The sequence below is a fragment of the Pontibacter flavimaris genome (genome assembly GCF_001907195.1).
Classification (GTDB): domain Bacteria; phylum Bacteroidota; class Bacteroidia; order Cytophagales; family Hymenobacteraceae; genus Pontibacter; species Pontibacter flavimaris.
The window spans coordinates 565,024-588,037 of record NZ_LVWA01000005.1; the positions used below are offsets into that span (position 1 = coordinate 565,024).

Here is a 23,014-nt window from a genome sequence, read left to right on the forward strand (position 1 = left end):
TGATATGAAAGGCAGGCCATCACTATTTTTAGGCATCTTACTCTTCCTGGCCGGGTGTACAACAGCCCCTGTTGCTGAAGTTGCTACCGAACCTGTGGGTGTAAGCGCAGGCAAAACCAAAGAACCAGCGTCCGTGGCAGGCACCTGGCGCGGGGTCATTCCCTGTGCCGATTGTCCGGGAATCAATTACACCCTGCGTCTGAACGAAGACAATACTTTTGAAGGAACATTGACCTATCAGGAGCGTGATGTGGAACCCTTTACCCGCACCGGCACCTGGCGTTTGCATGCGGGAAAAGTAGCATTGGAAGCCGCTGACAATGGCACTGTGCCCACTCTTTTTGAGCTAACCAAAACAGGCGAGCTGAACATGCTGGATCAAGAGGGCAAACCCATCACGACAGGCACTGCCCCGCTATATGTTCTGAGGAAGGACTCGGATTTTGCAGAGGATAATCCTATTCTTAGGGAGGAAAGGCGTGAGCGGGGGCTGGACTTTGTAGCCACCGGCAACGAACCTGGCTGGTTGCTGGAGATCGACCTGGAGAAAAGTATACGTTTCAAGACATTGCCTTCCGAAAGTATAAGTATGGAGACGCCTGTTCCGGCCGCGCTTAGGAGCGGAAACATAACCACCTATCTAGCCACCTCAGAAGCGGGAGAGCTGGAGGTCGAGATCATAGAGCAGCCGTGTGAGGATACGATGTCGGGCAAAGTGTCGCCGTATCTGGTGCGGGTAAAGGTAAACGGGATAAACTTCAGGGGCTGCGGGGAGTACCTTCAGGAGTAGCAGCTAGTTCAAAAGTATAAAACATTAGTGCTGGCTAAAGTATAGCCGCCGCTCCTGATTTATACTTTATACTTTGCTTACAGCGGCTTAAACTGCTCAAACATCTGCTTACAGTTATTGCAATAGTGCATAGAGCGGCATAATGTCGGACCGAAAGGCGTTCTCATATCGGTATTATCGCTATCGCAGTACGGGCACTTTACATGTTCCAGAATATCGAGATCAAGTATAAGATCATACTTTGGCGGTGGCGCCAGGCCAAATTCCTTCAAATGTTGACGACCTTTTTCGCTTAGTTTGTTACTGTCCCAGGGACTATCGAAGGTCATGCTAACCGTATAGTTGCTAATGCCGTGTTTCTCCAGCGTACGTTCCACATCTTTCTTCATGTAGTCCATGGCAGGGCAACCGGCAAAAGTTGGCGTCATGTTCACCGTTACGTGGTCATTATCTGAAACTTCCACACCCGTAATCACACCCAAATCCACCAGCGACAATACCGGTATTTCAGGGTCTTTTACTTCCTCCAGCAGGGCTAATATGTTTTCCTTGGTCAACATCGCTTTTCGTTATTCGTTGATCGTTGTTCGTTATTCGGGTTCACAAAAAGCGATCAACGGATAACGATTAACGAGCAACGAAACTTCTACCACTCAGCAGTTGGGTCTATCTTAAATACTTCGGCCATCTCGTCCAGTAAAGGCTGCAGGTGCTCTGTATGTTTGCCGTAGCGGCCGCCAAATTTAGGTTCTATAGTTGCCAGGTCAGGAAGTTTCAGGTCAGTTTTCTCTATCACTGTTTGAATACGCTTTAGCCACTCAGCTTTCACAGCATCTTCACCAGAATACACACCAGCATCGATCAATTCCTGCTCATACTTCGAGTTCTCAAACATCGCTAAGGCATAAGGCAATGCTTCATTCAAAGAGGACTGTAAACGAAGTATAGCTTCTTCAGTTGATGAGCCCAGGTTCTTGATCCAGGTATTGGCGTGCAGTACATGGTACTTCACTTCGCCTTTCAGTTTGGTAGCAACCTTTGCAATTGGCTCGTAGCTCGACTGTGAAAGCATCTCAAAACGAATGATCTCTGCGTTGTCGTACAAAAAGTGGCGGATCAAACTGAAGTCATATTCGCCGTTTGGCAATTCAACCAGTTGGTTGTTGTGAAACTGGTTAGCGTTACGGGTAAAAGCAACCGTATCCGGATCAGCTTCGCCAAGTTCCTGCAGCAAAGTATAAAACGCCAGACTATGGCCTATCTTATCCTGCGCCATCGACGAGAAAGCAATGTCCTCTTCCAGAATCGGGCCGAAGCCTGTCCACTCAGAGTTGCGGTGGCCAAGTATAAGCTGGTCGTCTGCCAGTTTGTATAACAGGTCTTTTATCGCTAGCTCGTTCATTATTGCGCAGTTGTAGGTTTGTTCTCTTCTTTATACTTGGTGATTTTGTCCATCACCTTATAAGCAATGGCTTCGCGGTATTTTTTCTCCGGAATAGTGGTCCACATGTCCTTATCTTCTTCCGCAGACTGCAGCACATCCTTCGATTTTACGACCCACACATTCACGATAGGACCTTTGTCACCGAAAGCTTTCTTCGCTTCAGCTAAAGCTTCCGGGTAAGATTTCGCCATCACACGACCAGCATATGTATGAGCTTTGCCACGTTTCTTTAAATGGAAAATCTCGTAAGCTTCCGGCTGTTCGCTGCGCTGGGTTGGCTCGTCAAATTGAATAGTGTCGTACACATTCTCACCATCGTTGCCATAAGGAGTCACCTGAATATTCTCGGTGCGCGCGATCCATAGGCCGGTGCAGGCGAACCGGCGGCTATACTGCTCTTTTGCAAACAGGAAAGCTACATCTTCGTTCGGTGCGTGAACCGGGCCAACATAAGTATATGCAGTACCTTCTTTCTTTTGATGGAAGGCTTCATATGTTTCAAACTGATCCAGTTCCGGTTTGGGCTCCATGGCTGGAACTTCACCTTCCGGCAAGTTCAATCTCATTACTCTCGGATCAAGGGACTTTAACATTAGTTATGAGTTAAGAGCTTCTACTAGTTAAGAGTTAAATGTTATGAGTAAGAGTTGTAGATGGGAAACCCACTTTTAACTCTTAACTCATAACTACCATTGGCTATGCCAATGGACGAACGTATTTTGCTTTCGGGTTAAGCAGGGCTCTGCGTACCCAGGCGCCGCGCTCTTCGGCAGTGCGGCGAACGGCAAGGCGCTCCGCGTTGCAAGGGCCATCACCGTTGATCACGCGCTTAAACTCATCCCAATCCGGCTCGGTGTAATCCCACTGGCCGGTTTCCATGTTCTTCTTCAGGTTCGGATCCGGAACAGTTAAGCCAAGTTCCCAGATCTTAGGCACATACATATCCAAGAACTGCTGACGGCACTCATCATTAGTTGCCATCTTCACTTTCCAGCGCATCAGTGTTTCGGTGTGTGTACTCATTTTGTCTGAAGGACCGAAGAAGGTCATGATCGGTGGCCACCAGCGGTTAAGCGCAGCCTGAATCATTTCGCGCTGCTTTGGTGAGCCTGTTGCCATATGTACTACAGCATCGTGCCCATACTTCAGGTGGAAAGCTTCTTCGGCACAGATACGCTCTAAGGCTCTTGAATATGGACCATAAGAACCTTTGGCATTTGCCAGTTGGTTCACGATAGCACCCGCATCAATCAGCCAGGAAATGATATTAGAATCAGCCCAGGTATAGGCTGGGTAGTTGAACACATTGGAGTACTTGCTCTTGCCGTTGATCAGGTCGGTCAGCATTTGCTCGCGCGACTTGCCCAGCGTTTCAGCAGCAGAGTAGAGCAGCTGTGCGTGGCCGACTTCGTCCTGCACTTTCGCCATCTGCGCCATCTTACGGCGGAAGCCTGGCGCACGTGTGATCCAGGTACCTTCCGGTAAGGCACCGATAATCTCAGAGTGCGCGTGCTGCTCGATCATACGGATCAGCTGCTTGCGGTAGAGTTCGGGCATCCAGTCCGTTGGCTCGATCTTTTCGCCGCGGGCGATGCGGGCCTCAAATTCTTCCAGTTTTGCAGGATCTTCCGTCTGCAGGTCATCGAATTTAGTAGCCTCAAAAACGTTTCCTCCTCCGTACATAGTATTTATAGTTTTAAGGTTCAGCAAAAAAGTGCCGGACTGGGTGAGCAGTCCGGCGGGTCAGCTAGTTTAGATTGTATTAAGGTGAGAGTAAGTATCTTCAAGGGCCTGTTTTTTGGTGCTCAGGCCGTTTAGTAGCATTTCCGAAAGATTCGAGGCAATCGCTGCCGGTGTCATCTTTCCCTCCGGTTTGTACCAGGTATGGATCCAGTTGAGGCCGGAAAGTATGGTCAGGACCGCAAATTTCTCGTCGGGCACCGTAAACTCACCGTTCCCGGTGCCGGTCCGGATGATGTCGCGGAAGAGGGCCTCATACTTGTCGCGCAACGAGAGGTAGGTGCCGTGCATGGGCTCGCTGAGGTGGCGCCACTCGTGCAGAAAAACCGCCGAAGCCTCTGTGTTCTTCGTCAGCACCTGCACGTGGGCGGAAATGGCGCGTCGCAGCCTGTCGGTGGCGGTGCCGCCGTCAGCCTCTGCCGCGTCTATGGCCTCAAAAAACTCGCTCGCCATCCGAAAACACACCCGCTGCAGGATCTCCTCCTTCGACTTGATGTGCGAGTAAATGCTGGCGGCCTCAATGCCTAGCGCATTGGCCAGATCGCGCATCGACGTGGCCGAATATCCCTTTGACTTAAACAGGACAGTGGCCGTACGCTCGATTTGCTCTTTTCTGCTCAATACTGCTTCCATAGTTACTCAACAAATATAGGCAACCTAACGTTCGTTAGCAAATTAATTTTATAAACGATTATACTTTTAGAAGGTTGGCAGGAGAGTTGCAGGAGCGGGAGTTGGGAGAAAGCGGGAATAATTTTATACTTGTGCCGGTCCTGGTGCGGATCGTGCCTGATTTAATGCAGCGTTGCTCCCGTACCTGCGTATATTCGAACACAAGGCTCTATTAACGGTTCCTTGTATATAAGACGACATATCATGACAGAGCTAACAAATACGGCCGAAAGGCTGACGATGGAATTTATCAACTACGAGGTGAAGGAGCGGGTGGGCTACATTACGCTGGCCCGGCCCGAGAAACGCAACGCCCTTAACTATGAGGTGGTGTCGGAACTGAAGCGCGCCTTCGCCATGGCCGAGGACGACGAGGCCTGCAAGGTGATCGTGTTGCGCGCCGAGGGCAAGGTGTTCTGCGCCGGCGCCGACCTGGAGTACATCCAGCGCCTGCAGGAGAACGACTACCACGAGAACCTGCTCGACTCCACGCACCTGATGGAGCTTTTCCGGTTGATTTATACTTTGAAGAAGGTGGTGATCGCCCAGATCCATGGCCATGCCATTGCGGGCGGCTGCGGCCTGGCTGCCATCTGCGACTTCGGTTTCACGGTGCCGGAGGCAAAGTTTGGCTACACCGAGGTGAAGATCGGCTTTATACCTGCTATTGTGAAGGTGTTCCTGCTGCGGAAGATCGGGGAGTCGAGGGCGAAGCAACTGCTGCTCACCGGCGACCTGATCGGAGCGGACGAGGCGGAGAAGTATGGCCTGGTAAACTACGTGGTGCCCGCCCAGGAGTTGGAGGAGCGCGTGTTCGCCTTTGCCCAGAAGCTCTGCGCCGAGAACTCGAAGCAAAGTATGGAGGTGACCAAGGAGATGATTGCGCGGGTGCAGGGCATGAGCCTGGAGGAGGGCCTGCAGTACGCCTCCGAAATGAACGCCGTGGCGCGCGGCAGCGAGGATTGCCAGCGCGGGATCGCCGCTTTTCTGAACAAAGAACAAATAAAGTGGTGAGCTTTTGTTTAATACTTTAAACTATTCCTTAAACTTGTTGTTCTGTGTATGCTAACAGGCTTCGGAATCATGCTTCTGACTTTTGTGGCGATGGAGGGCGTGGCGTGGCTCATGCACAAGTACGTGCTGCACGGGTTCCTTTGGGGCCTACACAGGTCGCACCACACGCACCACCAGCACGTCTTTGAGTGGAATGACCTGTTCTTTGCCTATTATGGCCTGCTGGCGATGCTGTTTTTCATCTTCGGCAGCGACCCGATAGACTACAGGTTCTGGATTGGCGCGGGCATCACCTTGTATGGGGTGGCCTACTTCCTTATCCATGATGTGTTCATCCATAGGCGGATCAAGGTGTTCGGGAAAACGTCTAGTGTTTACCTGAAGGCCTTGAACATGGCCCATAAGGTGCACCACAAAGCGCAGGGCAAGCATGGTTCGGAGTCGTTTGGGATGCTGTGGGTAGCGCCGCGGTATTTCAGGCAGGCGTATGACATTGTGAAGAAACAGGAACAGGAGAAACGTGGCTCAGTACACTATTAAAGAACTCGAACATCTTTCAGGCATCAAGGCGCACACCATTCGGATATGGGAGCAGCGCTACGGTATCCTGACCCCCAGGCGAACCGAAACAAACATCCGCTACTACGACGATGAGGACCTGAAGTCCCTGCTCAACATCTCGCTCCTCAACGAGCGCGGGTACAAGATCTCCAAGATCGCGCAGATGGAAAAGGGGGAGATACTGGAGACGGTGCGGCAGCTGTGCGACCAACCCTGCGAGTGCGCCCACCACGTCAGCGAACTGGTGACGGCCATGGTGGACATGAACGAGTATCATTTCGACCGCGTGCTTTCCAGGTCCGCCGTGCAGATGGGGTTCCAGGAAACGATGCAGGAGGTGGTGTACCCTTTCCTCAATAAGATCGGTATTCTGTGGCAGACCGGCAATATCACGCCGGCGCACGAGCATTTCGTCAGCAACCTGATCCGGCAGAAGCTGCTGGTGGCGATAGATGGCCAGACGGCGCGCTGGAAGGAGGACGACCCCGTGTACATTTTATACTTGCCGGAAGGTGAGCTGCACGAACTGGCGCTGCTGTACATGCACTACATCCTTCGGGCGCACCACCAGCGCGTGGTGTACATGGGTCAGCACCTGCCCTTTAAGGACCTGGAGCTTACCCATGAGCAGTTCAGTGCCGAGTATCTTTGCACCGTGCTCACCACCACCCCGGAGCGGGAGCAGGTGCAGGGCTACCTGGACAGGCTCTCAGCGCGGTTCCCGGACAGCACTATTTATGTGTATGGCTACCAGGTGCAGCACGATGCGCTGGCTTTCCCGGAGAATGTGCAGCGTTTAAGCTGTATGACGGAGTTAATTGCCAAGTTGAAATAAAAATTTGTACTGTTTTTTGTCCGGCTCGCCGCTTCTCCCGTTAATAAGGAGCGGCGGGCCGGATTTTTTGTGTCGTTTGCACCAGTAATGTGTACGTACACAGGTTTTTGAGGACCGTTTGTCGAAATTGTTTAAACAAACTCAAAAAAAACCTACACAAAGCTATTTTTATTAAACGGTCTGTCGTATATTTGTTTATGGTTGTACCATAAAACGTTAAACAAATGACAGCTCTGGAATTCAATACCCTCGTGCAGAATGTAGCACAGTCGCTACGGCCGGCGGCCATGAACCTAACCCGGGATTTGGACGATGCCAAAGACCTCGTGCAGGAGACCATGCTGAAGGCCCTTACAAACCGCGATAAGTTTAAGGCAGGCACTAATCTTAAGGCCTGGCTCTATACCATCATGCGCAATACCTTTATCAATAACTATAACAAGGTAACCAAGCGCAGCAGTAACATCGATAGTTCCGAATACCTGCAGTACCTCAATACCGACGAAAACTTCGTGACCCAGAACAAAGGCACGGCTACTTTCGTCATGAACGATATCAACAAGGCGATCGCTAACCTTAACGAGGAGCACCGCACCCCGTTCATGATGTACTATGTGGGCTACAAGTACCTCGAGATCGCGGAGAAACTGCAGATCCCGATTGGCACGGTGAAGAACCGCATCCACATCGCCCGAAAGGAGCTGAAGAGGGTGCTGAAAGTATATCGGCAGGAGGCATAATGAAGTAGAGGCCCTAAACTCCCTATATGGCTGTAACACGCGTGATCGTAATCGGCTCCGGCTTCTCGGGCCTCTCAGCAGCCACCAGCCTGGCCGGTAAAGGTTATGACGTGACGGTGCTGGAGAAGAACAGCACCCCCGGCGGCCGCGCCCGCAGCTTCTCAGCCAGCGGTTTCACCTTCGACATGGGGCCCAGCTGGTACTGGATGCCCGGCGTGTTCGAGGCCTACTTCAACAAATTCGGAAAGTCCACCTCCGACTACTACGACCTCCTTCGGCTAGACCCTTCCTATACGGTTGTGTTTGGGGAGAATGATTTTATGGATGTGCCGGCCCGGCTGCCGGAACTGCAGGCGCTCTTCGAAAGTATGGAGCCCGGCAGCGCCGCGCAGCTGGACTCGTTTCTGGAGCAGGCGGCCTACAAGTATGAGGTGGGTATCAACCAGCTCGTCTACAAGCCCGGCCGCTCCATGACCGAGTTCATGAGCCCGCGCCTGCTGCTCGATGTGCTGCGCATGGATGTGTTCCAGTCGTTTCACAAGCACATCCGCCGCTTCTTCCGGCACGAGAAGATCATCAAACTGATGGAGTTTCCCATCCTTTTCCTGGGCGCGCTGCCCCGCAACACCCCTGCTCTTTATAGTTTGATGAATTACGCCGACATCAGCCTGGGTACCTGGTACCCGATGGGTGGCATGTACAAGATTGTAGAGGGGATGGTGCAATTGGCGGAGGAGAAGGGCGTGCGCTTCCTGTATAACCAGAACGTGCAGCGGCTGGAGGTGCAGGATGGGACTGTAACGCATGTGCAAACGGAGACGGGCACCTTTGAGGCGGAGGTGGTGGTGGCCAGTGCCGATTACCACCACGTGGAGAAGGAGCTGCTGCCAAAGGCCAGCCAAAGCTACTCCGACAGCTACTGGGATACGCGCGTGATGGCGCCCTCCTCGCTGTTGTTTTACCTGGGCGTGAACAGGCGCCTGCAAAACCTGCGGCACCACAACCTATTCTTCGATGAGGATTTTGGGCCGCATGCACAGGAGATCTACACCCACCCGCAATGGCCTAAAAAACCGCTGTTCTACGTGTCGGCCCCGTCTGTTACAGACCCGGGCGTGGCGCCGGAGGGCTGCGAGAACCTGTTTATACTTATACCGGTGGCCCCCGGTCTGCAGGATACCGAGGAGCTGCGCGAGAAATACTTTAACCTGGTGATGGACCGCCTGGAGCGCCTGACGAAGCAGGACATCCGGAGCCATATCATCTACAAGCGCAGCTACGCGCACAAAGACTTTATACAGGACTATAATGCTTTTAAAGGCAATGCCTACGGCTTGGCCAACACGCTGCTGCAGACGGCCATTCTGAAGCCGAGCCTGAAGAGCAAGAAAGTCCGGAACCTATACTATACCGGGCAGCTTACCGTGCCCGGACCGGGCGTGCCGCCCTCACTTATATCGGGGCAGGTAGTGGCGAAGGAGATCGAGAAGGAGTTTGCACCGCCGGTGGGCGTAAACGTATAATTCATCAAAAGCAGATTGCGTATGGAGCAACTTTTTAACGAGACCTGCATGCAGTGCAGCAAAGTCATTACCCAGGCCTACAGCACCTCCTTTTCCCTGGGCATTAAGTCGCTGGACAAGAAACTGCACCTGCCCATCTACGCCATCTATGGCTTTGTGCGCTGCGCCGATGAGATTGTGGATACCTTCCACGAGCACGACAGGCGCAAGCTGCTCTCCGCCTTCAAGAAGCAGACCTACAAGGCCATCGACCAGCGGCTGAGCCTGAACCCGGTGCTGAATGCCTTCCAGTGCGTGGTGCACAAGTATGGGATCGACAAAGCGTACATAGAGGCCTTCCTGAAAAGTATGGAAATGGACCTGGACGACCAGGTGTACGACCGGGCGCTGTATCATGAGTACATCTATGGCTCGGCGGAGGTGGTGGGGCTGATGTGCCTGAAAGTGTTCTGCGAAGGAGATGAGGAGATGTTTGGGCGGCTGGAGAAGCCGGCAAGAAGCTTGGGCGCGGCCTTCCAGAAAGTGAACTTCCTGCGCGACATGAAGAGCGACTATAAAGAGCGGGGCAGGGTATACTTCCCGAAGGTGGACTACCTCAAGTTCAGCAACGCATGCAAAACCGAGATCGAGCAGGATATCCTCCAGGACTTTAACGACGCCTACGCCGGCATTATGGCCCTGCCGCGCTCGGCACGCATGGGCGTGTACCTGGCCTACGTGTACTACCGCAAGCTTTTCCGCAAGATACAGGCCCTGCCGGCCAAACACATCCTGAAGGAGCGCGTAAGAGTACCTGATAACACTAAGCTCGCTTTACTGCTTAGTTCCTACGTCAAGTACCGATTTAACGCGATTTAGATGCCTAAGATTTTACCCTTTATACTTTTACTTTTCATAGTGCAGGCAGCGCTGGCTGACAGCAGCTCGCGCTACGAAATTTCTGAGCTGAGAACCGAATACCTGGAGGCGAGCAAGGACAAGGCAGTGGCCGAGCGCTTCAACAGGAAGATGAGCAAGTATGCGGCGAAGGACCCGGTGGTGCTGGCCTACAAAGCGGCCTCGGAGGCGGTAATGGCCAAGTATGTCTGGAACCCCTACAGCAAGCTTAAGCAGATAAAAACCGCCGCCGCCATTTTTGAGGAAGCCGTGGCGCTGGACAAGGATCACCCTGAAATCCGCTTTCTCAGGTTTACCGTGGAGCATTACGTGCCCCGCTACCTCAACCTAAGTCCTAACCTGGAGAGCGACAAGCAAGTGATGATCAGCAGCCTGAAAGCCCATCCTGACTCCGGAATATCCGCAGACTTTGCCCGCACCATGCGCGATTTCCTGCTCACCAAGGACCATTGTACCGAGGCCGAGAAAAAGGAGCTGCGGCGCATCAGCATCTAACCCCCAAAGTATAAAGTATAAAGTGTGGGATGCTGCACGGTGCCTTTCCTTTAAATCAGCAGTCACATTTACCGTTGTTCCTTTATACGTTAACGCATGTACCTCTACCTGTACCTCAACATCTTCACCATCCTGTTTCCCCTTCTGCTGTCCTTCGACCGGAAGGTGGCCTTTTACAAGAACTGGGGCGCGCTATTCCCAGCCATACTGGTCAATGGGGTGCTGTTTGTCGTATGGGATGCCTTGTTTACCAGGGCCGGCGTCTGGGGGTTTAACGAGGAGTACCTGACGGGCATTTACCTGTTCGGCCTGCCGCTGGAGGAGGTGCTCTTCTTCCTGACGGTGCCTTACGCCTGCGTGTTTATTTACGACGTGCTCAACGCCTACATCACCAAGGATCTGCTGCAGCCCTACGTTAAAAGTATAGCCGTGGCCCTGATGGTGGTGCTGCCGCTGATCGCGGTCTTTAACATGGGCAAGGTTTATACTTCCATCACGTTTATGCTGCTCACGCTCCTGCACCTGGTGCATCTCAAGTACTTCGGCACGCGCTTCCTGGGCCGCTTTTACCTGGCCTACCTGGTGCACCTGGTGCCCTTCCTGCTCGTGAACGGCGTGCTCACCTACCTGCCCATCGTGTGGTACAACAACGACTATAACCTGGGGCTCCGGATCGTTTCCATCCCCGTAGAGGATACTTTGTATTCTATGTTGATGCTTTTGCTTACTATTTCTGTGTATGAGGGACTTAGGCAGCGGAAAAGCGTAAAACAATATGCCCCCGTAGCTGTATAGAACGTATGAGCACCCTGCACATAACCATCGACGATAACTCCGGCTTCTGCTTCGGAGTGGTGTATGCCATCCAGATGGCCGAGGACATTCTGGATGAGCAGGGCTATCTGTATTGTCTGGGCGATATCGTGCACAACGACGTGGAGGTAGAACGCTTGCAGCAGCGGGGCCTGCGCATCATCGACCACGAGCAGCTAGGGCAGCTGCAGCACGAGACGGTGCTTATTCGCGCCCACGGCGAGCCGCCGCAAACTTACCAGACTGCCCTGCAAAACAACCTGACCTTGATAGATGCCTCCTGCCCCGTGGTGCTGAAGTTGCAGAACCGCATCAAAACTTCCCACGACAAAAGCGATAAAATCTATATCTACGGCAAGCATGGCCACGCCGAGGTGATGGGCCTGCTGGGACAAACCGGTAACCAGGCGGTGGTGTTTGAAAGTATGGAGGAACTCCTGCAGCATGACCTTCCGACCAGAATTACCCTCTACAGCCAGACCACCAAGAGCACCGACAGCTTCTATAGTATAAAAAGCAAACTGGAAGGGCAGGGGTACGAGGTGAACGCCAACGACACGATTTGCCGTCAGGTATCCAACCGCGACAAGGAGCTGCGGAAGTTCGCCGCCAGGTATGACAAGGTGATCTTTGTATCCGGCACCAAATCGAGCAACGGCAAGGTGCTCTATCAGGTCTGCAAGGATACCAACCCGGCAACATACTTTGTCTCAAAGGTAGAGCAGCTGGAGCCAGGTTGGTTCAGCGCCGGCGAGTCGGTGGGGATCTGCGGGGCCACCTCCACGCCCATGTGGCTCATGGAGGAGGTGCGGGATGCGCTGCTGAAGTATGAACTGTAAGGGCGAATCGCGTATGCGTATCTAGTAGCACGTAGCACGACTATGAGAGTAAATTTAGGATTAGGTGCCTGAGAGGTAGCGGAAGTATAAAATCAACATATTCAAGTAAGTTTGTTGGTGAGGTCGCACGGCAAGTATAGCTTCACGAAACACGTGCCATAAAAAATCGTGCTACGTGATACGTGCTACCTGATACGTTTAATAGAATGGCGATAGCGAGAAAGAATGATTACCGGGGCGTGCTGATAGCGGCAGTTATACTTGCCAGCTGGATTGGCCTGCTGGTATACTTGCTCACGGCCTATACCGTAGACTTCGCCTCCCCGCTTACTTACCTGTTGGTCCTGCTGCAGACGCACCTCTACACTGGCTTGTTTATTACGGCCCACGATGCCATGCACGGCGTGGCGGCCCCGGGCAGGCCTAAGCTGAATAAAGCGATCGGCACGGTTACGGCTTTTATGTTTGCCTATAACTGGTACCCGCGCCTGCTGCCGCTCCACCACCAGCACCACCGCCACGTCGCCACCGAACACGACCCCGATTACCACCACGGTTCGTTCTGGCCCTGGTACCTTAGCTTTCTGAGGCAGTATATTACCTGGTGGCAGCTGCTGCTCATGGCCATCACGTTTAATGTGCTCAAGCTATACTTCCCAACGGAAAACGTGGTGCTGTTCTGGATGCTGCCGGCCATTCTGGCAACTTTTCAGCTTTTCTACTTCGGGACTTTCCAGCCGCACCGCGGAGAGCACCCGGCAGATAACCCGCACAAATCCGGCACGCAGGACAAAAACCATGTGTGGGCCTTTGCCAGTTGCTACTTCTTCGGCTACCACTACGAGCACCACGACAAGCCGTACCTGCCATGGTGGCAGCTGTATAAAACCAAAGTTAAAGTATGAAAAGTATAAACAAATAGATGCGAGATCTGCAACAGCGAGGCCGGGCCAGCCGTATGCGTAAAGGTTTGTAAACACTTATACCCTTTCGTTATACCCTTTGCCTCCCCAGCCCATGAAATTCAGCGTAGCTTCTGTAGCCCTGAGTGCCTTTGTAACCATGCTTTTGCTGAGCCAGCCGCATACAGCCTCAGCACAAACCTTTACGAACGGAGGAGCGGGGAAAGAGCGAACCAGCCTGAAAGCGGGTGTAAACTTCGTGTGGCTCTCCGAGAACGACAGCCAGGGCCTGATGTTCAGCAATAACCTCAGCCATTACCTGAGTGATCGTGTGTCACTTGGCCTCAACCTGGGCCTCCTGTCTGCCAAGCGCTACGACGACGCCAAGCAGATCTATACCATCCAGAACACGTTTTTCATGAGCTCTTTGGAGGCGGCTTTCGATGTGATGCAGGGGGAGATCGTAACGTTCCGCCTCGGGGCGGGGCCCAGCTTCCGTCATCGCGCCGAAATCAACTCCGACCCGGAGGGGCAGGGAACGGTGGACGGCTCCGTAACCCACATCAAAACCTCTGACATTGGCCTGCACGGCTTCCTGGAGAACGACTTCGGAATCCTGCGCAACGGCGTGGCCGGGGGCAGGATCTCTTATTTCCACTACAAAGAGGGCACCCCCATACTTTCGATAGGCCTGCACCTGGGCTTCAAGTTTTAGAACACCATCCAGGTACAAAGTATAAAGTATAAAGTATAAAGTATAAAGGAGCTGCAAACAACAGCTCCTTTTTTGATGAAAGTATAAGCTGCTGCAATGCCTGCCGAACCGGCGGCCCTGTTGCCTAAATCCCATGACCTCAGTGGGCTATGGAATGCTCTCTCCCGAATGGGTGAATCCGGGCCTTGAAGGAGGGGATTTGCCCCGCCACTTTGCCCCACCTTGATTAAATCCCTTCCACTTTCTCCCACTTTTGCCACTTCGCCCCACTTCAGCAGGGAATAAGTATCAAAAATTGCATATGTTTTATATCTGTGCTACAATAATCTGATAATCAGAACATTATGTTTTGTGTGTCTCGTATTTTAAACAATTTTCTGATTCGCTGCAAATTTAGTTATACCCAAAATGAGGGGCCGGTGGTGTGGATAATGTGGATAAGTGGTGTGGATTACCATAATTTATCCACAAAGTGGTAAAAAGTGGTAGATTGTGGTTGCTAAATTTTGCTGATTGGCTACATTTGTATAGTCCAAAGTCTATACGGACTAAACCACCATAAGCCTATGAACTTCCTTTCTGGCGAATATGAGTGCAAGATAGATCCGAAGGGAAGGTTGGTTTTACCTGCAAAGATAAAAGCCAACCTGCCGGAGGCGTCTGGCAATCATGTGGTGCTGATGAGGGGGTTTGAGCCTTGTCTGGTTTTGTATCCGAAGGCCGAATGGAAAGTGATCTACGACAAGGTGGCCGGCCTGAACGAGTTCAACGAGGAGTACCGCCACTTTCAGCGGAACTTCTTCCGGGGGAACACCGAGATAGAACTGGACGGCGCAGGCCGTTTTATCGTGCCCAAGACCATGTCGCGTTTTGCTGAGTTGGAGAAGGAGGCGATTGTGGTGGGGCTGGGTAACCGTGTGGAGATCTGGAATCCGGATAAGTATGAGGAGTTCCTGATTAAAGATCAGCAGAACTTCTCGCAGCTCGCCCAGAAGTTTTTGGGGGATAAACCGGCTGAAGAGCCACTTGTATAATGGAGTATCATCGCCCAGTATTACTGGAAGAGTCGGTAGCGGCGCTGGCCATCAAGCCGGACGGAATATATGTGGATGTGACGTTTGGTGGCGGAGGCCACTCAGCGCGTATTCTGAAGGAGCTTACAGCAGGCAAGCTCTATAGTTTTGACCAGGATGCCGACGCGCAGGAGCAGTCGAAGAAGCTGGAGGGGCCAAACTTTCAGTTTGTGCGCGCCAACTTCCGCGACCTGAAGAAGTACCTGCGCCTGTACGGTGTGAAGCAGGTGGACGGAATCCTGGCGGACCTGGGGGTTTCCTCGCACCAGTTTGATGTGCCGGAGCGCGGTTTCTCAACCCGCTTTGATGGCCCGCTGGACATGCGCATGGACCCGGATGCGGGCATCACGGCGCAGGAGGTGCTGGAGACTTACTCCGAGGAGCAGCTGCACCGCATGTTCGGGATATACGGAGAGGTAAAGAACGCCAAGACCCTGGCCCGCACGGTGGTGGAGAAGCGCAACCGCCAGCCCCTGGAAACGATCGCCCAGTTTAAGCAGGCCATCAGTTCCTGCACCCCGAAAGGGAAGGAGAACAAGTACCTGGCCCAGGTGTTCCAGGCGCTCCGCATCGAGGTGAACGACGAGATGAAGGCGCTGGAGGAGATGCTGGAGCAGGCAGCGGAGCTGCTCAGTCCCGGCGGAAGGCTCTCGGTGATCTCGTATCACTCGCTGGAAGACCGGATGGTGAAGAACTTTATTGCCAAAGGAAAATTCTTCGGGGAGGTGGAGAAAGACCTCTTCGGAAACGAGATAAAGCCGCTGGATGCTGTGCATCGCAAGCCGGTAACGCCGACAGAGGAGGAGTTGCTGCAGAACAGCCGATCCAGGAGTGCCAAGCTAAGGGTAGCCGAGAAGAGGGAGGAACGAGAAGGAAAGTAACACAAACTGCTAGCTAAAGAAAACAAGTATGGCTTCTAATGTACTCACAAAAAGAACAGCCGCGCCAAGGGTAAATACGGCGCGTGTGAAGCCAGAGGCAGTAGAGCCGATGAAGCCCAGGAAGAAGGGCTTCAGTCTGTTCGCGCTGCTCGATAAGTATGCCAATGTTGATGCCTTGTTTGAAGAGGGGGTGCCGCTGAAGTACATGCCGCGTATCCTGTTTCTGACGGGCATTACGCTTTTATACATCGGCAACACGCACTTCGCCGTGAAGACGATCCGGCAGATAGACAAGGTGAAGGTGGAGGTGGAGGACCTTCGCGCCGATTACTCCACCCTGAAGTCGGAGTACATGGAGGCGAGTAAGCAATCGGAGGTGGCCCGGAACGTGGCGCCACTCGGCCTGGAGGAAAGCTCCCGGCCGCCATACCAAGTTATAGTGCCTGCAGATGAGTATTAAGAAATCCATACTGATCCGGGTAAGGCTGGTATTCCTGTTGGTTTGCCTGTTTGCGTGCGCCATCGTGTACAAGGTGGTGCATATCCAGTTTCTGGACGGGGATAAGTGGAAGAGCATCTCCAAGGAGCGCCGCATCTTTTACAAGCCGGTGCACGCCACGCGGGGCAATATCCTGTCGGATAACGAGAGCATTTTGGCCACCTCGCTGCCGTTCTACCGCGTGGCCTTCGATCCGACAGTGGCGAAGCCGGAGGTGTTTAACAGTGGCATAGACTCACTGGCCATACTTTTGTCGCGCTTCTACGGCGATAAGTCCTCAGACTATTATCACCGCAAGATCAAAAACGCGCGCCACTCCGGCAGAAGGTATGTGCGCCTGAACAGCAGGCAGATCGATTACCAGGATAAGAAAGTGATGTCGCGCTGGCCGATCTTCCGGGAAGGCAAGAACAGGGGCGGGGTGCTCTTTGAGAAAGTGGAGAAACGCTTTAAGCCATTCGGTATACTAGCCGAGCGTACCATTGGCTTTATAAACGAGGATAAGAACGGGGCCGGCCTGGAGTACAGCTTCAATGCCAACCTCTCGGGTACCGACGGGGAAGCCCTTTTTGAGCGTATCGCCGGCGGCAGCAAGCCCATCCACGATGGCACAGAGGTAAACCCGCAGCACGGTTACGACATCAAGACCACGCTGGACATTAACCTGCAGGACGTGGCGGAGAGTGCGCTTTACAAGGCGCTGGAGAAAACAAACGCCGAGTATGGCACCGTGATCCTGATGGAGGTGAAGACCGGGGAGATCAAGGCCATGGCCAACCTCGGCAAGACCAAAGGCGGCTATATCGAGGATTATAACTACGCCGTGGGAAACCAGGGGCGCACCGAGCCAGGATCCACGTTTAAGCTGGCCTCCATGATGGCGCTCTTTGAGCATAACCAGGAGGTGAGCCTGACCGACACCATCGATACGGGGGACGGCCGCTACAAGATCAAGAACACGATCATGACCGATGCTAAGATCAACGGATACGGCAAGATAACGGTGCAGGAGGTGTTTGAGAAGTCATCTAACATCGGCGTGGCAAAGCTGATGGAGCAATACTTTGGCAGTGAGCAGCAGGCTTTTGTCGATTACCTGAACAAGTTCGGGCTGAACAGCACCCTGGGTTTCCAGATGGAGGGGGAGGCAAGGCCATATATGAAAGACCCGCAGGACAGGAACTGGTATGGCACCACGCTCACGTCCATGTCCATTGGCTACGAGATGAAGCTGTCGCCGCTTCAGACGCTGGCTTTTTACAATGCCGTGGCCAACAACGGGGTAAAGGTGCAACCGATCATCGTGAAGGAGATTCGCAAGGTGGATGAGGTGGTGCAGTCGTTTGAGACGCGCGTGCTCAACGAGAAGATATGCTCCGACGAGACGCTGAAGAAACTGAAGGCCATGCTGGAGGGGGTCGTGACTAACGGAACAGCCAAGAGCATCCATAGCGAGGACTATAAGATTGCGGGGAAGACGGGCACAGCGCGGAAGGTGAAGGACGGACGGTATGTGCGGGAGTACTCCACCTCCTTTGCCGGCTACTTCCCGGCCGATGACCCGAAGTATAGCTGCATCGTGATCATCGACAGTCCCAAAGGCGTGAACGTGTACGGCAGCGATGTGGCGGCGCCCGTGTTCAAAGAGCTCGCCGACAAAGCCTACGCCCTTGACCTGGCCATGCACAAACCGATGCACGCGCGCGTGGTACCGGATAAGGAGAGCCTCCCGGTGGTACAGGCAGGCAGTTTTGATGACCTGAAGCTAATCTACAACAAGCTTGGCATCAGCACACGCACCGAAACTGCGGATGAAGACTGGGTGAAGGTGGAGGCAAAACGCCGCTCGCTTGAGTTTAAGCCAAACCCGGTGTTGCAGAGCAAAGTGCCGGATGTGACCGGGATGACGCTGCGGGATGCCTTGTTTATACTTGGCAACCAGCACCTGGAGGTAAAGGTGGAGGGAATGGGCAAGCGCGTGAAGAAACAGTCGGTCGCGCCGGGCACCGACATAAATGAAGATAAAACGATAACAATTATACTTGGTTGATGCAGCTACTGCAGGACATACTACAAAACGTAAACGTGCGCAGCACCCACGGCTCTAGCGACGTGCCGGTGCAGGGCATCACTTTCGACTCGCGGCAGGTGCGGGAGGGGGTGCTGTTTGTGGCGGTGCGCGGCGTGCAGGCGGATGGCCATGCCTTTATCCCGAAAGCGGAGGAGGCCCAGGCAGCGGCCATCGTTTGCGAGGAGCTGCCGCAGGAGCTGAAGCAAAGTATAACCTACGTGCAGGTGCAGGACTCGGCGCAGGCGCTGGGGCAGATGGCCTCTGCCTTCTATGGCCATCCATCCAAAAAGCTGCAGCTGGTAGGTATAACCGGCACCAACGGCAAGACCACCTCGGTAACATTGCTGCACAAGCTGTTCCGTGAGCTGGGCTACCATGTGGGTATGATTTCCACGGTGCAGAACCAGATCGACGAGGAGGTGATCCCTTCCACGCACACCACGCCGGACGCTGTGAAGCTGAACGAGCTGCTGGCGCAGATGGTGAAGGCCGGCTGCACCCATGCGTTTATGGAAGTAAGCTCCCATGCCATGGTGCAACACAGGGTGGCAGGCATCACTTTTGCCGGTGGTGTTTTCACCAACATCACCCACGATCACCTGGATTACCACGGCACCTTCGAGGAATATATCAAGGCCAAAAAGGCTTTCTTCGATATGTTGCCGAAAAACGCCTTTGCCTTGGTGAACGCCGACGACAAGCGCGGGCCGGTAATGGTACAAAACACGAAAGCCAGCGCGCATTTCTACGCTTTACGCAAAGCGGTAGAGTTTAAAGGGCGCATTATAGATAATACTATTCAGGGATTGCACCTGGAGGTAGATGGGCGTGAGATCTGGGCCAAGCTCATCGGAACGTTCAACGCCTACAACCTGCTGGCTGCCTATGGCGTGGGGGTGCTGCTGGGCGAGGACCCGACGGAGACGCTGACCATACTCTCGAGCCTGAGCTCCGCTGCCGGACGCTTTGATTACATCGTGTCCGACTCGCAAATAACTGGTATTGTGGATTATGCCCACACACCAGATGCGCTTGAGAACGTGCTCAATACCATCCAGCAGATCCGAAACCCGAACCAGAAAGTGATTACGCTGGTGGGTTGCGGCGGAAACCGCGACGCGGCCAAGCGGCCGGTGATGGCCGATATCGCCTGCCGCCTTAGCGATAAAGTTATACTTACCTCTGATAACCCGCGCTTCGAGGAGCCGCAGGTTATATTGGAGGATATGCAGAAAGGAGTGAAGCCGCTCGATTATAAGAAAACGCTATCGGTGCTGGACCGTAAGGAGGCCATTAAAACCGCCTGCATGCTGGCCGAGCCCGGCGATATCATACTTGTAGCCGGCAAGGGGCACGAGACTTACCAGGAGATCAAGGGCGTGAAGTACGACTTTGACGACAAGCAGGTTTTAAGCGAGATGTTCCGGCAGCTCGGCAAATAAAGTATAGCCAAACAGACAATTTTTAGCCAAAGGTAACCGAATAAATGCTTTATCACCTTTTTACATACCTCGACCGTGAGTTCGACTTCGTAGGAGCTGGCGTGTTTCAGTACATCTCCTTCCGGGCAGGTATGGCCACGCTTGTGTCGTTGCTGATTGCCATGATCTTTGGTGGCAAGCTGATAAAAGTGCTGCAGCGCAAGCAGGTGGGCGAGTCTATCCGCGATCTGGGGCTGGAGGGGCAGATGGAGAAAAAGGGAACGCCAACCATGGGCGGCCTCATCATTCTGTTGGCCATCCTGGTGCCGGTGCTGCTGTTCGCCCGCCTCGACAACGTGTATGTGCAGCTGATGATCGTTTCGACCGTGTGGCTGGGCATGATCGGCTTCCTGGATGACTACATTAAGGTATTCAAGAAAAACAAGGAAGGCCTGGCCGGCCGCTTCAAGATCCTGGGCCAGATTGGCCTGGGTCTGATCGTGGGCCTGACGCTATACTTCAATGACGACGTGGTGGTGCGCCAGTACATGCTTGCCGATGGTACCACCTCTGCTGTGAACGCCTCCGGCAAGTATACGGACGTGCACAGCATGATCACCACCATTCCGTTCCGCAAGAACAACGAGCTGGACTACTGCAACCTGTTCTCGTTTGCCGGTCCGCTGTTCGCAGGATGGTCCTGCTACCTCTACATTCCATTCGTTATCCTGGTGATCACAGCCGTGTCCAATGGCGCCAACATCACCGACGGTATTGACGGCCTGGCGGCGGGAACCTCAGCCATCATCGGGCTCACGCTGGCCATCTTTGCGTGGGTGTCCGGTAACACCATTTTCGCCGATTACCTGGATATCATGTTTATTCCGAATTCCGGCGAACTGGCCATCTTCTCGCTGGCCTTTGTGGGGGCCTGCGTGGGCTTTTTGTGGTACAACACCTACCCGGCGCAGGTATTTATGGGCGACACGGGCAGTCTGGCCATTGGCGGCATCATTGCGGTGCTGGCCCTGATCGTGCGCAAGGAGCTGCTCATCCCGATACTTTGCGGCATCTTCCTGGTGGAGAACCTGTCGGTGATGCTGCAGGTGAGCTACTTTAAGTATACCAAAAAGAAGTATGGTGAGGGCCGCCGCATCTTTAAGATGTCGCCGCTGCACCATCATTACCAGAAACAGGGCTACCATGAGTCGAAGATTGTGGGGCGCTTTTGGATCGTGGGCATCATGCTCGCCATCCTGACGCTGGCAACGCTGAAGCTGAGGTAGAGTGTAGTTGTTGGTTGCTAGTTATTAGTAGTTGGTAGGAAGTATGGAAGGGTCTGAAGTAGTGAGAAGTTATACTTCTCTGGAGGTATGGGTTAAAAGCAGGGCCCTGGTAAAGCATGTTTATCTGTTGACGAAGGCTTTTCCGAAGGAAGAAATGTTTGGGCTAACGTCGCAGGTGAGAAACGCAGTAGTGTCAGTGCCTTCTAACATTGCGGAAGGCTGTGGCAGGCAATATGCCAAGGAAGCTATCAACTTCTTTCACATTGCAAGAGGCTCACTTTATGAGACGGAGACACAGCTTTATGTAGCAGCAGACTTAGCGTATATATCGCCGGAGCAGCTTAACAGTGTGTTAGGAAATATTACGGAGTGCAAAAAGCTGCTTAACGGCTTCATTAAGTATTACAGAGGGCTGTAGTTATCCCTAATAACTAACAACTAAAAACTAGCAACTAAAATGAAGATAGCGATACTAGGAGCAGGAGAAAGCGGAGTAGGGGCAGCTTTGCTGGCGAAGGCAAAGGGGCTGGAGGTATTCGTGTCTGATAAAGGTGAGATTAAAGAGCAGTATAAAGCTAAACTGGCTACGGCTGCTATTCCATTCGAAGAGGGAAATCATACTTTAGAAACCATACTCAACTCCGATGAAATCATTAAAAGTCCTGGCATTTCTGATAAAGCTGCAATTGTACAAGAAGCAACCAAGAAACAGATACCTGTAATATCTGAGATTGAGTTTGCCGGAAGGTACACCGATGCGAAGTTCATTTGCATTACGGGCACCAACGGCAAAACCACCACCACGCTGCTGACTTACCACCTGCTCAAGAACGCGGGCATTAACGTGGGGCTGGCGGGCAACATCGGGGAGAGCCTGGCGGAGAAGGTGATCGACAACAAGCACGACTATTACGTGGTGGAGCTGAGCAGCTTTCAGCTCGACAACATGTACCAGTTCAAAGCGCACATCGCGGTGCTGACCAACATCACCCCCGACCACCTGGACCGCTACGAGTACAGCATGGAGAAGTATGCCGCCTCGAAGCTGCGCGTGGCCCGGAACATGACGGGTGCCGACTTTTTCCTGTTCAATGCCGATGACAAGAACATCCGCAAGACGTTTGACTCGGCCAACTTCGGGGGGACCACCATCCCTTTCTCGTTGGATGGGGCAGCTGATGCCAAAGTATACTTCGAGGGGAAAAGTATAAAAGTAACAGCCAGGTTCTATGAGGGAACGGTGGATACGTCCCGATCGGGCCTGATCGGCAAGCACAACCAGTACAACACCATGGCCGCCGTGGCCGTGGCCAAACTGATGGGCGTGGAGGACAAGCAGATCGAGCAGGCGCTGGAGACCTTCGAGAACGCCGAGCACAGGCTGCAACTGGTGGGCATTGCCAAGGAGGTAAGCTACATCAACGACTCCAAGGCCACCAACGTGGAGGCGGTGTGGTACGCGCTGGAAGGTATAAAGCAGCCCATTATCTGGATTGCCGGCGGCGTGGACAAGGGCAATGATTACAGCACGCTGGTGGAACTTGCCCGCGAAAAGGTAAAGGTGCTGGTGTGCCTGGGCAAGGATAACGAGAAACTGAAGGAGGCATTTGGCCGTGTGGTGCCGATCATCGCCGAGACGACATCGATCGAATACGCCGTGCGCCTGAGCCGCTCGCTGGCAACGCCCGGAGATGTGGTGCTGCTGTCGCCGGCCTGTGCCAGTTTCGACCTGTTTGACAATTACGAACACCGTGGGCAGCGCTTTAAGGAGGCTGTGGAGAAGATAGTGCTGAAGAAGTAAAG

26 protein-coding genes are annotated in these 23,014 nt (G+C 53.3%); 20 read left to right on the forward strand and 6 right to left on the reverse strand.

Annotation, left to right across the window (positions count from 1 at the left end; genetic code table 11):
• Nucleotides 1–94 precede the first annotated feature (94 nt).
• Nucleotides 95–790 (forward strand): copper resistance protein NlpE N-terminal domain-containing protein, encoded by a 696-nt coding sequence (locus tag A3841_RS10620; RefSeq protein ID WP_170866172.1) that lies wholly within the window; start codon nucleotides 95–97, stop codon nucleotides 788–790.
• Nucleotides 791–867: 77 nt separating this feature from the next.
• Here the strand turns inward: A3841_RS10620 and paaD are convergent, their stop codons facing one another.
• The 6 genes from paaD to A3841_RS20285 form a co-directional block, all read right to left on the reverse strand.
• A complete protein-coding gene (paaD, locus tag A3841_RS10625; protein ID WP_073852283.1) occupies nucleotides 868–1,350 on the reverse strand; it encodes a 1,2-phenylacetyl-CoA epoxidase subunit PaaD in 483 nt (160 codons plus the stop codon).
• An 86-nt stretch (nucleotides 1,351–1,436) separates the two neighbouring features.
• Nucleotides 1,437–2,192, reverse strand: coding sequence for a 1,2-phenylacetyl-CoA epoxidase subunit PaaC (paaC, locus tag A3841_RS10630; protein WP_073852284.1), 756 nt, complete (start codon nucleotides 2,190–2,192; stop codon nucleotides 1,437–1,439).
• The gene (locus A3841_RS10635) at nucleotides 2,192–2,800 is read right to left on the reverse strand and encodes a phenylacetic acid degradation b (RefSeq protein ID WP_235861360.1); all 609 of its coding nucleotides are present in this window, start codon (nucleotides 2,798–2,800) and stop codon (nucleotides 2,192–2,194) included. Before A3841_RS10635 ends, paaC begins: the two co-directional genes overlap by 1 nt.
• Before the next feature lie 130 nt (nucleotides 2,801–2,930).
• Nucleotides 2,931–3,917, reverse strand: a complete 987-nt coding sequence (gene paaA / locus A3841_RS10640) for a 1,2-phenylacetyl-CoA epoxidase subunit PaaA (protein ID WP_073852286.1) — start codon at nucleotides 3,915–3,917, stop codon at nucleotides 2,931–2,933.
• A 69-nt stretch (nucleotides 3,918–3,986) separates the two neighbouring features.
• Nucleotides 3,987–4,607 (reverse strand): TetR/AcrR family transcriptional regulator, encoded by a 621-nt coding sequence (locus tag A3841_RS10645; protein ID WP_073852287.1) that lies wholly within the window; start codon nucleotides 4,605–4,607, stop codon nucleotides 3,987–3,989.
• Between the two features lie 58 nt (nucleotides 4,608–4,665).
• Nucleotides 4,666–4,809, reverse strand: coding sequence for a hypothetical protein (locus A3841_RS20285; RefSeq protein ID WP_170866173.1), 144 nt, complete (start codon nucleotides 4,807–4,809; stop codon nucleotides 4,666–4,668).
• Between the two features lie 77 nt (nucleotides 4,810–4,886).
• On the opposite strand from A3841_RS20285, the gene A3841_RS10650 reads away from it, so the two are divergent.
• From A3841_RS10650 to murD, 19 genes are all read left to right on the forward strand, one after another.
• Complete coding sequence (locus tag A3841_RS10650) at nucleotides 4,887–5,660, forward strand: enoyl-CoA hydratase/isomerase family protein (protein ID WP_139307955.1); 774 nt, start codon at nucleotides 4,887–4,889, stop codon at nucleotides 5,658–5,660.
• 69 nt (nucleotides 5,661–5,729) lie between these two features.
• Nucleotides 5,730–6,200: a sterol desaturase family protein gene (locus A3841_RS10655; protein WP_235861361.1), complete on the forward strand. Its 471-nt coding sequence runs from the start codon at nucleotides 5,730–5,732 to the stop codon at nucleotides 6,198–6,200.
• Entirely contained in the window at nucleotides 6,181–7,056 is an 876-nt protein-coding gene (locus A3841_RS10660; RefSeq protein WP_073852289.1) for a MerR family transcriptional regulator, read from the forward strand. Before A3841_RS10655 ends, A3841_RS10660 begins: the two co-directional genes overlap by 20 nt.
• A gap of 224 nt (nucleotides 7,057–7,280) precedes the next feature.
• Nucleotides 7,281–7,796, forward strand: coding sequence for an RNA polymerase sigma factor (locus tag A3841_RS10665; protein ID WP_073852290.1), 516 nt, complete (start codon nucleotides 7,281–7,283; stop codon nucleotides 7,794–7,796).
• Between the two features lie 26 nt (nucleotides 7,797–7,822).
• Complete coding sequence (locus A3841_RS10670; protein WP_073852291.1) at nucleotides 7,823–9,319, forward strand: phytoene desaturase family protein; 1,497 nt, start codon at nucleotides 7,823–7,825, stop codon at nucleotides 9,317–9,319.
• Nucleotides 9,320–9,340: 21 nt separating this feature from the next.
• Complete coding sequence (locus A3841_RS10675; protein WP_073852292.1) at nucleotides 9,341–10,177, forward strand: phytoene/squalene synthase family protein; 837 nt, start codon at nucleotides 9,341–9,343, stop codon at nucleotides 10,175–10,177.
• The gene (locus tag A3841_RS10680; protein ID WP_073852293.1) at nucleotides 10,178–10,711 is read left to right on the forward strand and encodes a hypothetical protein; all 534 of its coding nucleotides are present in this window, start codon (nucleotides 10,178–10,180) and stop codon (nucleotides 10,709–10,711) included.
• 96 nt (nucleotides 10,712–10,807) lie between these two features.
• Entirely contained in the window at nucleotides 10,808–11,506 is a 699-nt protein-coding gene (locus tag A3841_RS10685) for a lycopene cyclase domain-containing protein (protein WP_073852294.1), read from the forward strand.
• Nucleotides 11,507–11,511: 5 nt separating this feature from the next.
• Complete coding sequence (locus A3841_RS10690) at nucleotides 11,512–12,363, forward strand: 4-hydroxy-3-methylbut-2-enyl diphosphate reductase (RefSeq protein ID WP_073852295.1); 852 nt, start codon at nucleotides 11,512–11,514, stop codon at nucleotides 12,361–12,363.
• 206 nt (nucleotides 12,364–12,569) lie between these two features.
• Nucleotides 12,570–13,268, forward strand: a complete 699-nt coding sequence (locus A3841_RS10695; protein WP_073852296.1) for a fatty acid desaturase — start codon at nucleotides 12,570–12,572, stop codon at nucleotides 13,266–13,268.
• Between the two features lie 112 nt (nucleotides 13,269–13,380).
• Nucleotides 13,381–13,980 (forward strand): hypothetical protein, encoded by a 600-nt coding sequence (locus A3841_RS10700; RefSeq protein WP_073852297.1) that lies wholly within the window; start codon nucleotides 13,381–13,383, stop codon nucleotides 13,978–13,980.
• 566 nt (nucleotides 13,981–14,546) lie between these two features.
• The gene (gene mraZ, locus A3841_RS10705) at nucleotides 14,547–15,014 is read left to right on the forward strand and encodes a division/cell wall cluster transcriptional repressor MraZ (protein WP_073852298.1); all 468 of its coding nucleotides are present in this window, start codon (nucleotides 14,547–14,549) and stop codon (nucleotides 15,012–15,014) included.
• Nucleotides 15,014–15,934 (forward strand): 16S rRNA (cytosine(1402)-N(4))-methyltransferase RsmH, encoded by a 921-nt coding sequence (gene rsmH / locus A3841_RS10710; RefSeq protein ID WP_073852299.1) that lies wholly within the window; start codon nucleotides 15,014–15,016, stop codon nucleotides 15,932–15,934. Before mraZ ends, rsmH begins: the two co-directional genes overlap by 1 nt.
• Nucleotides 15,935–15,962: 28 nt before the next feature.
• Nucleotides 15,963–16,394 (forward strand): FtsL-like putative cell division protein, encoded by a 432-nt coding sequence (locus A3841_RS10715; protein WP_073852300.1) that lies wholly within the window; start codon nucleotides 15,963–15,965, stop codon nucleotides 16,392–16,394.
• Nucleotides 16,384–18,483: a penicillin-binding protein gene (locus A3841_RS10720; RefSeq protein ID WP_073852301.1), complete on the forward strand. Its 2,100-nt coding sequence runs from the start codon at nucleotides 16,384–16,386 to the stop codon at nucleotides 18,481–18,483. The genes A3841_RS10715 and A3841_RS10720 overlap by 11 nt, the downstream gene beginning before the upstream one ends.
• Nucleotides 18,483–19,946 (forward strand): UDP-N-acetylmuramoyl-L-alanyl-D-glutamate--2,6-diaminopimelate ligase, encoded by a 1,464-nt coding sequence (locus A3841_RS10725; protein WP_073852302.1) that lies wholly within the window; start codon nucleotides 18,483–18,485, stop codon nucleotides 19,944–19,946. Before A3841_RS10720 ends, A3841_RS10725 begins: the two co-directional genes overlap by 1 nt.
• Nucleotides 19,947–19,990: 44 nt before the next feature.
• Nucleotides 19,991–21,211, forward strand: a complete 1,221-nt coding sequence (mraY, locus tag A3841_RS10730) for a phospho-N-acetylmuramoyl-pentapeptide-transferase (protein ID WP_073852303.1) — start codon at nucleotides 19,991–19,993, stop codon at nucleotides 21,209–21,211.
• 43 nt (nucleotides 21,212–21,254) lie between these two features.
• Nucleotides 21,255–21,629: a four helix bundle protein gene (locus tag A3841_RS10735; RefSeq protein WP_073852304.1), complete on the forward strand. Its 375-nt coding sequence runs from the start codon at nucleotides 21,255–21,257 to the stop codon at nucleotides 21,627–21,629.
• 39 nt (nucleotides 21,630–21,668) lie between these two features.
• Nucleotides 21,669–23,012 carry a UDP-N-acetylmuramoyl-L-alanine--D-glutamate ligase gene (murD, locus tag A3841_RS10740; RefSeq protein ID WP_073852305.1) on the forward strand — a complete coding sequence of 448 codons (1,344 nt, stop codon included), beginning with the start codon at nucleotides 21,669–21,671 and terminating at the stop codon, nucleotides 23,010–23,012.
• Nucleotides 23,013–23,014 lie beyond the last annotated feature (2 nt).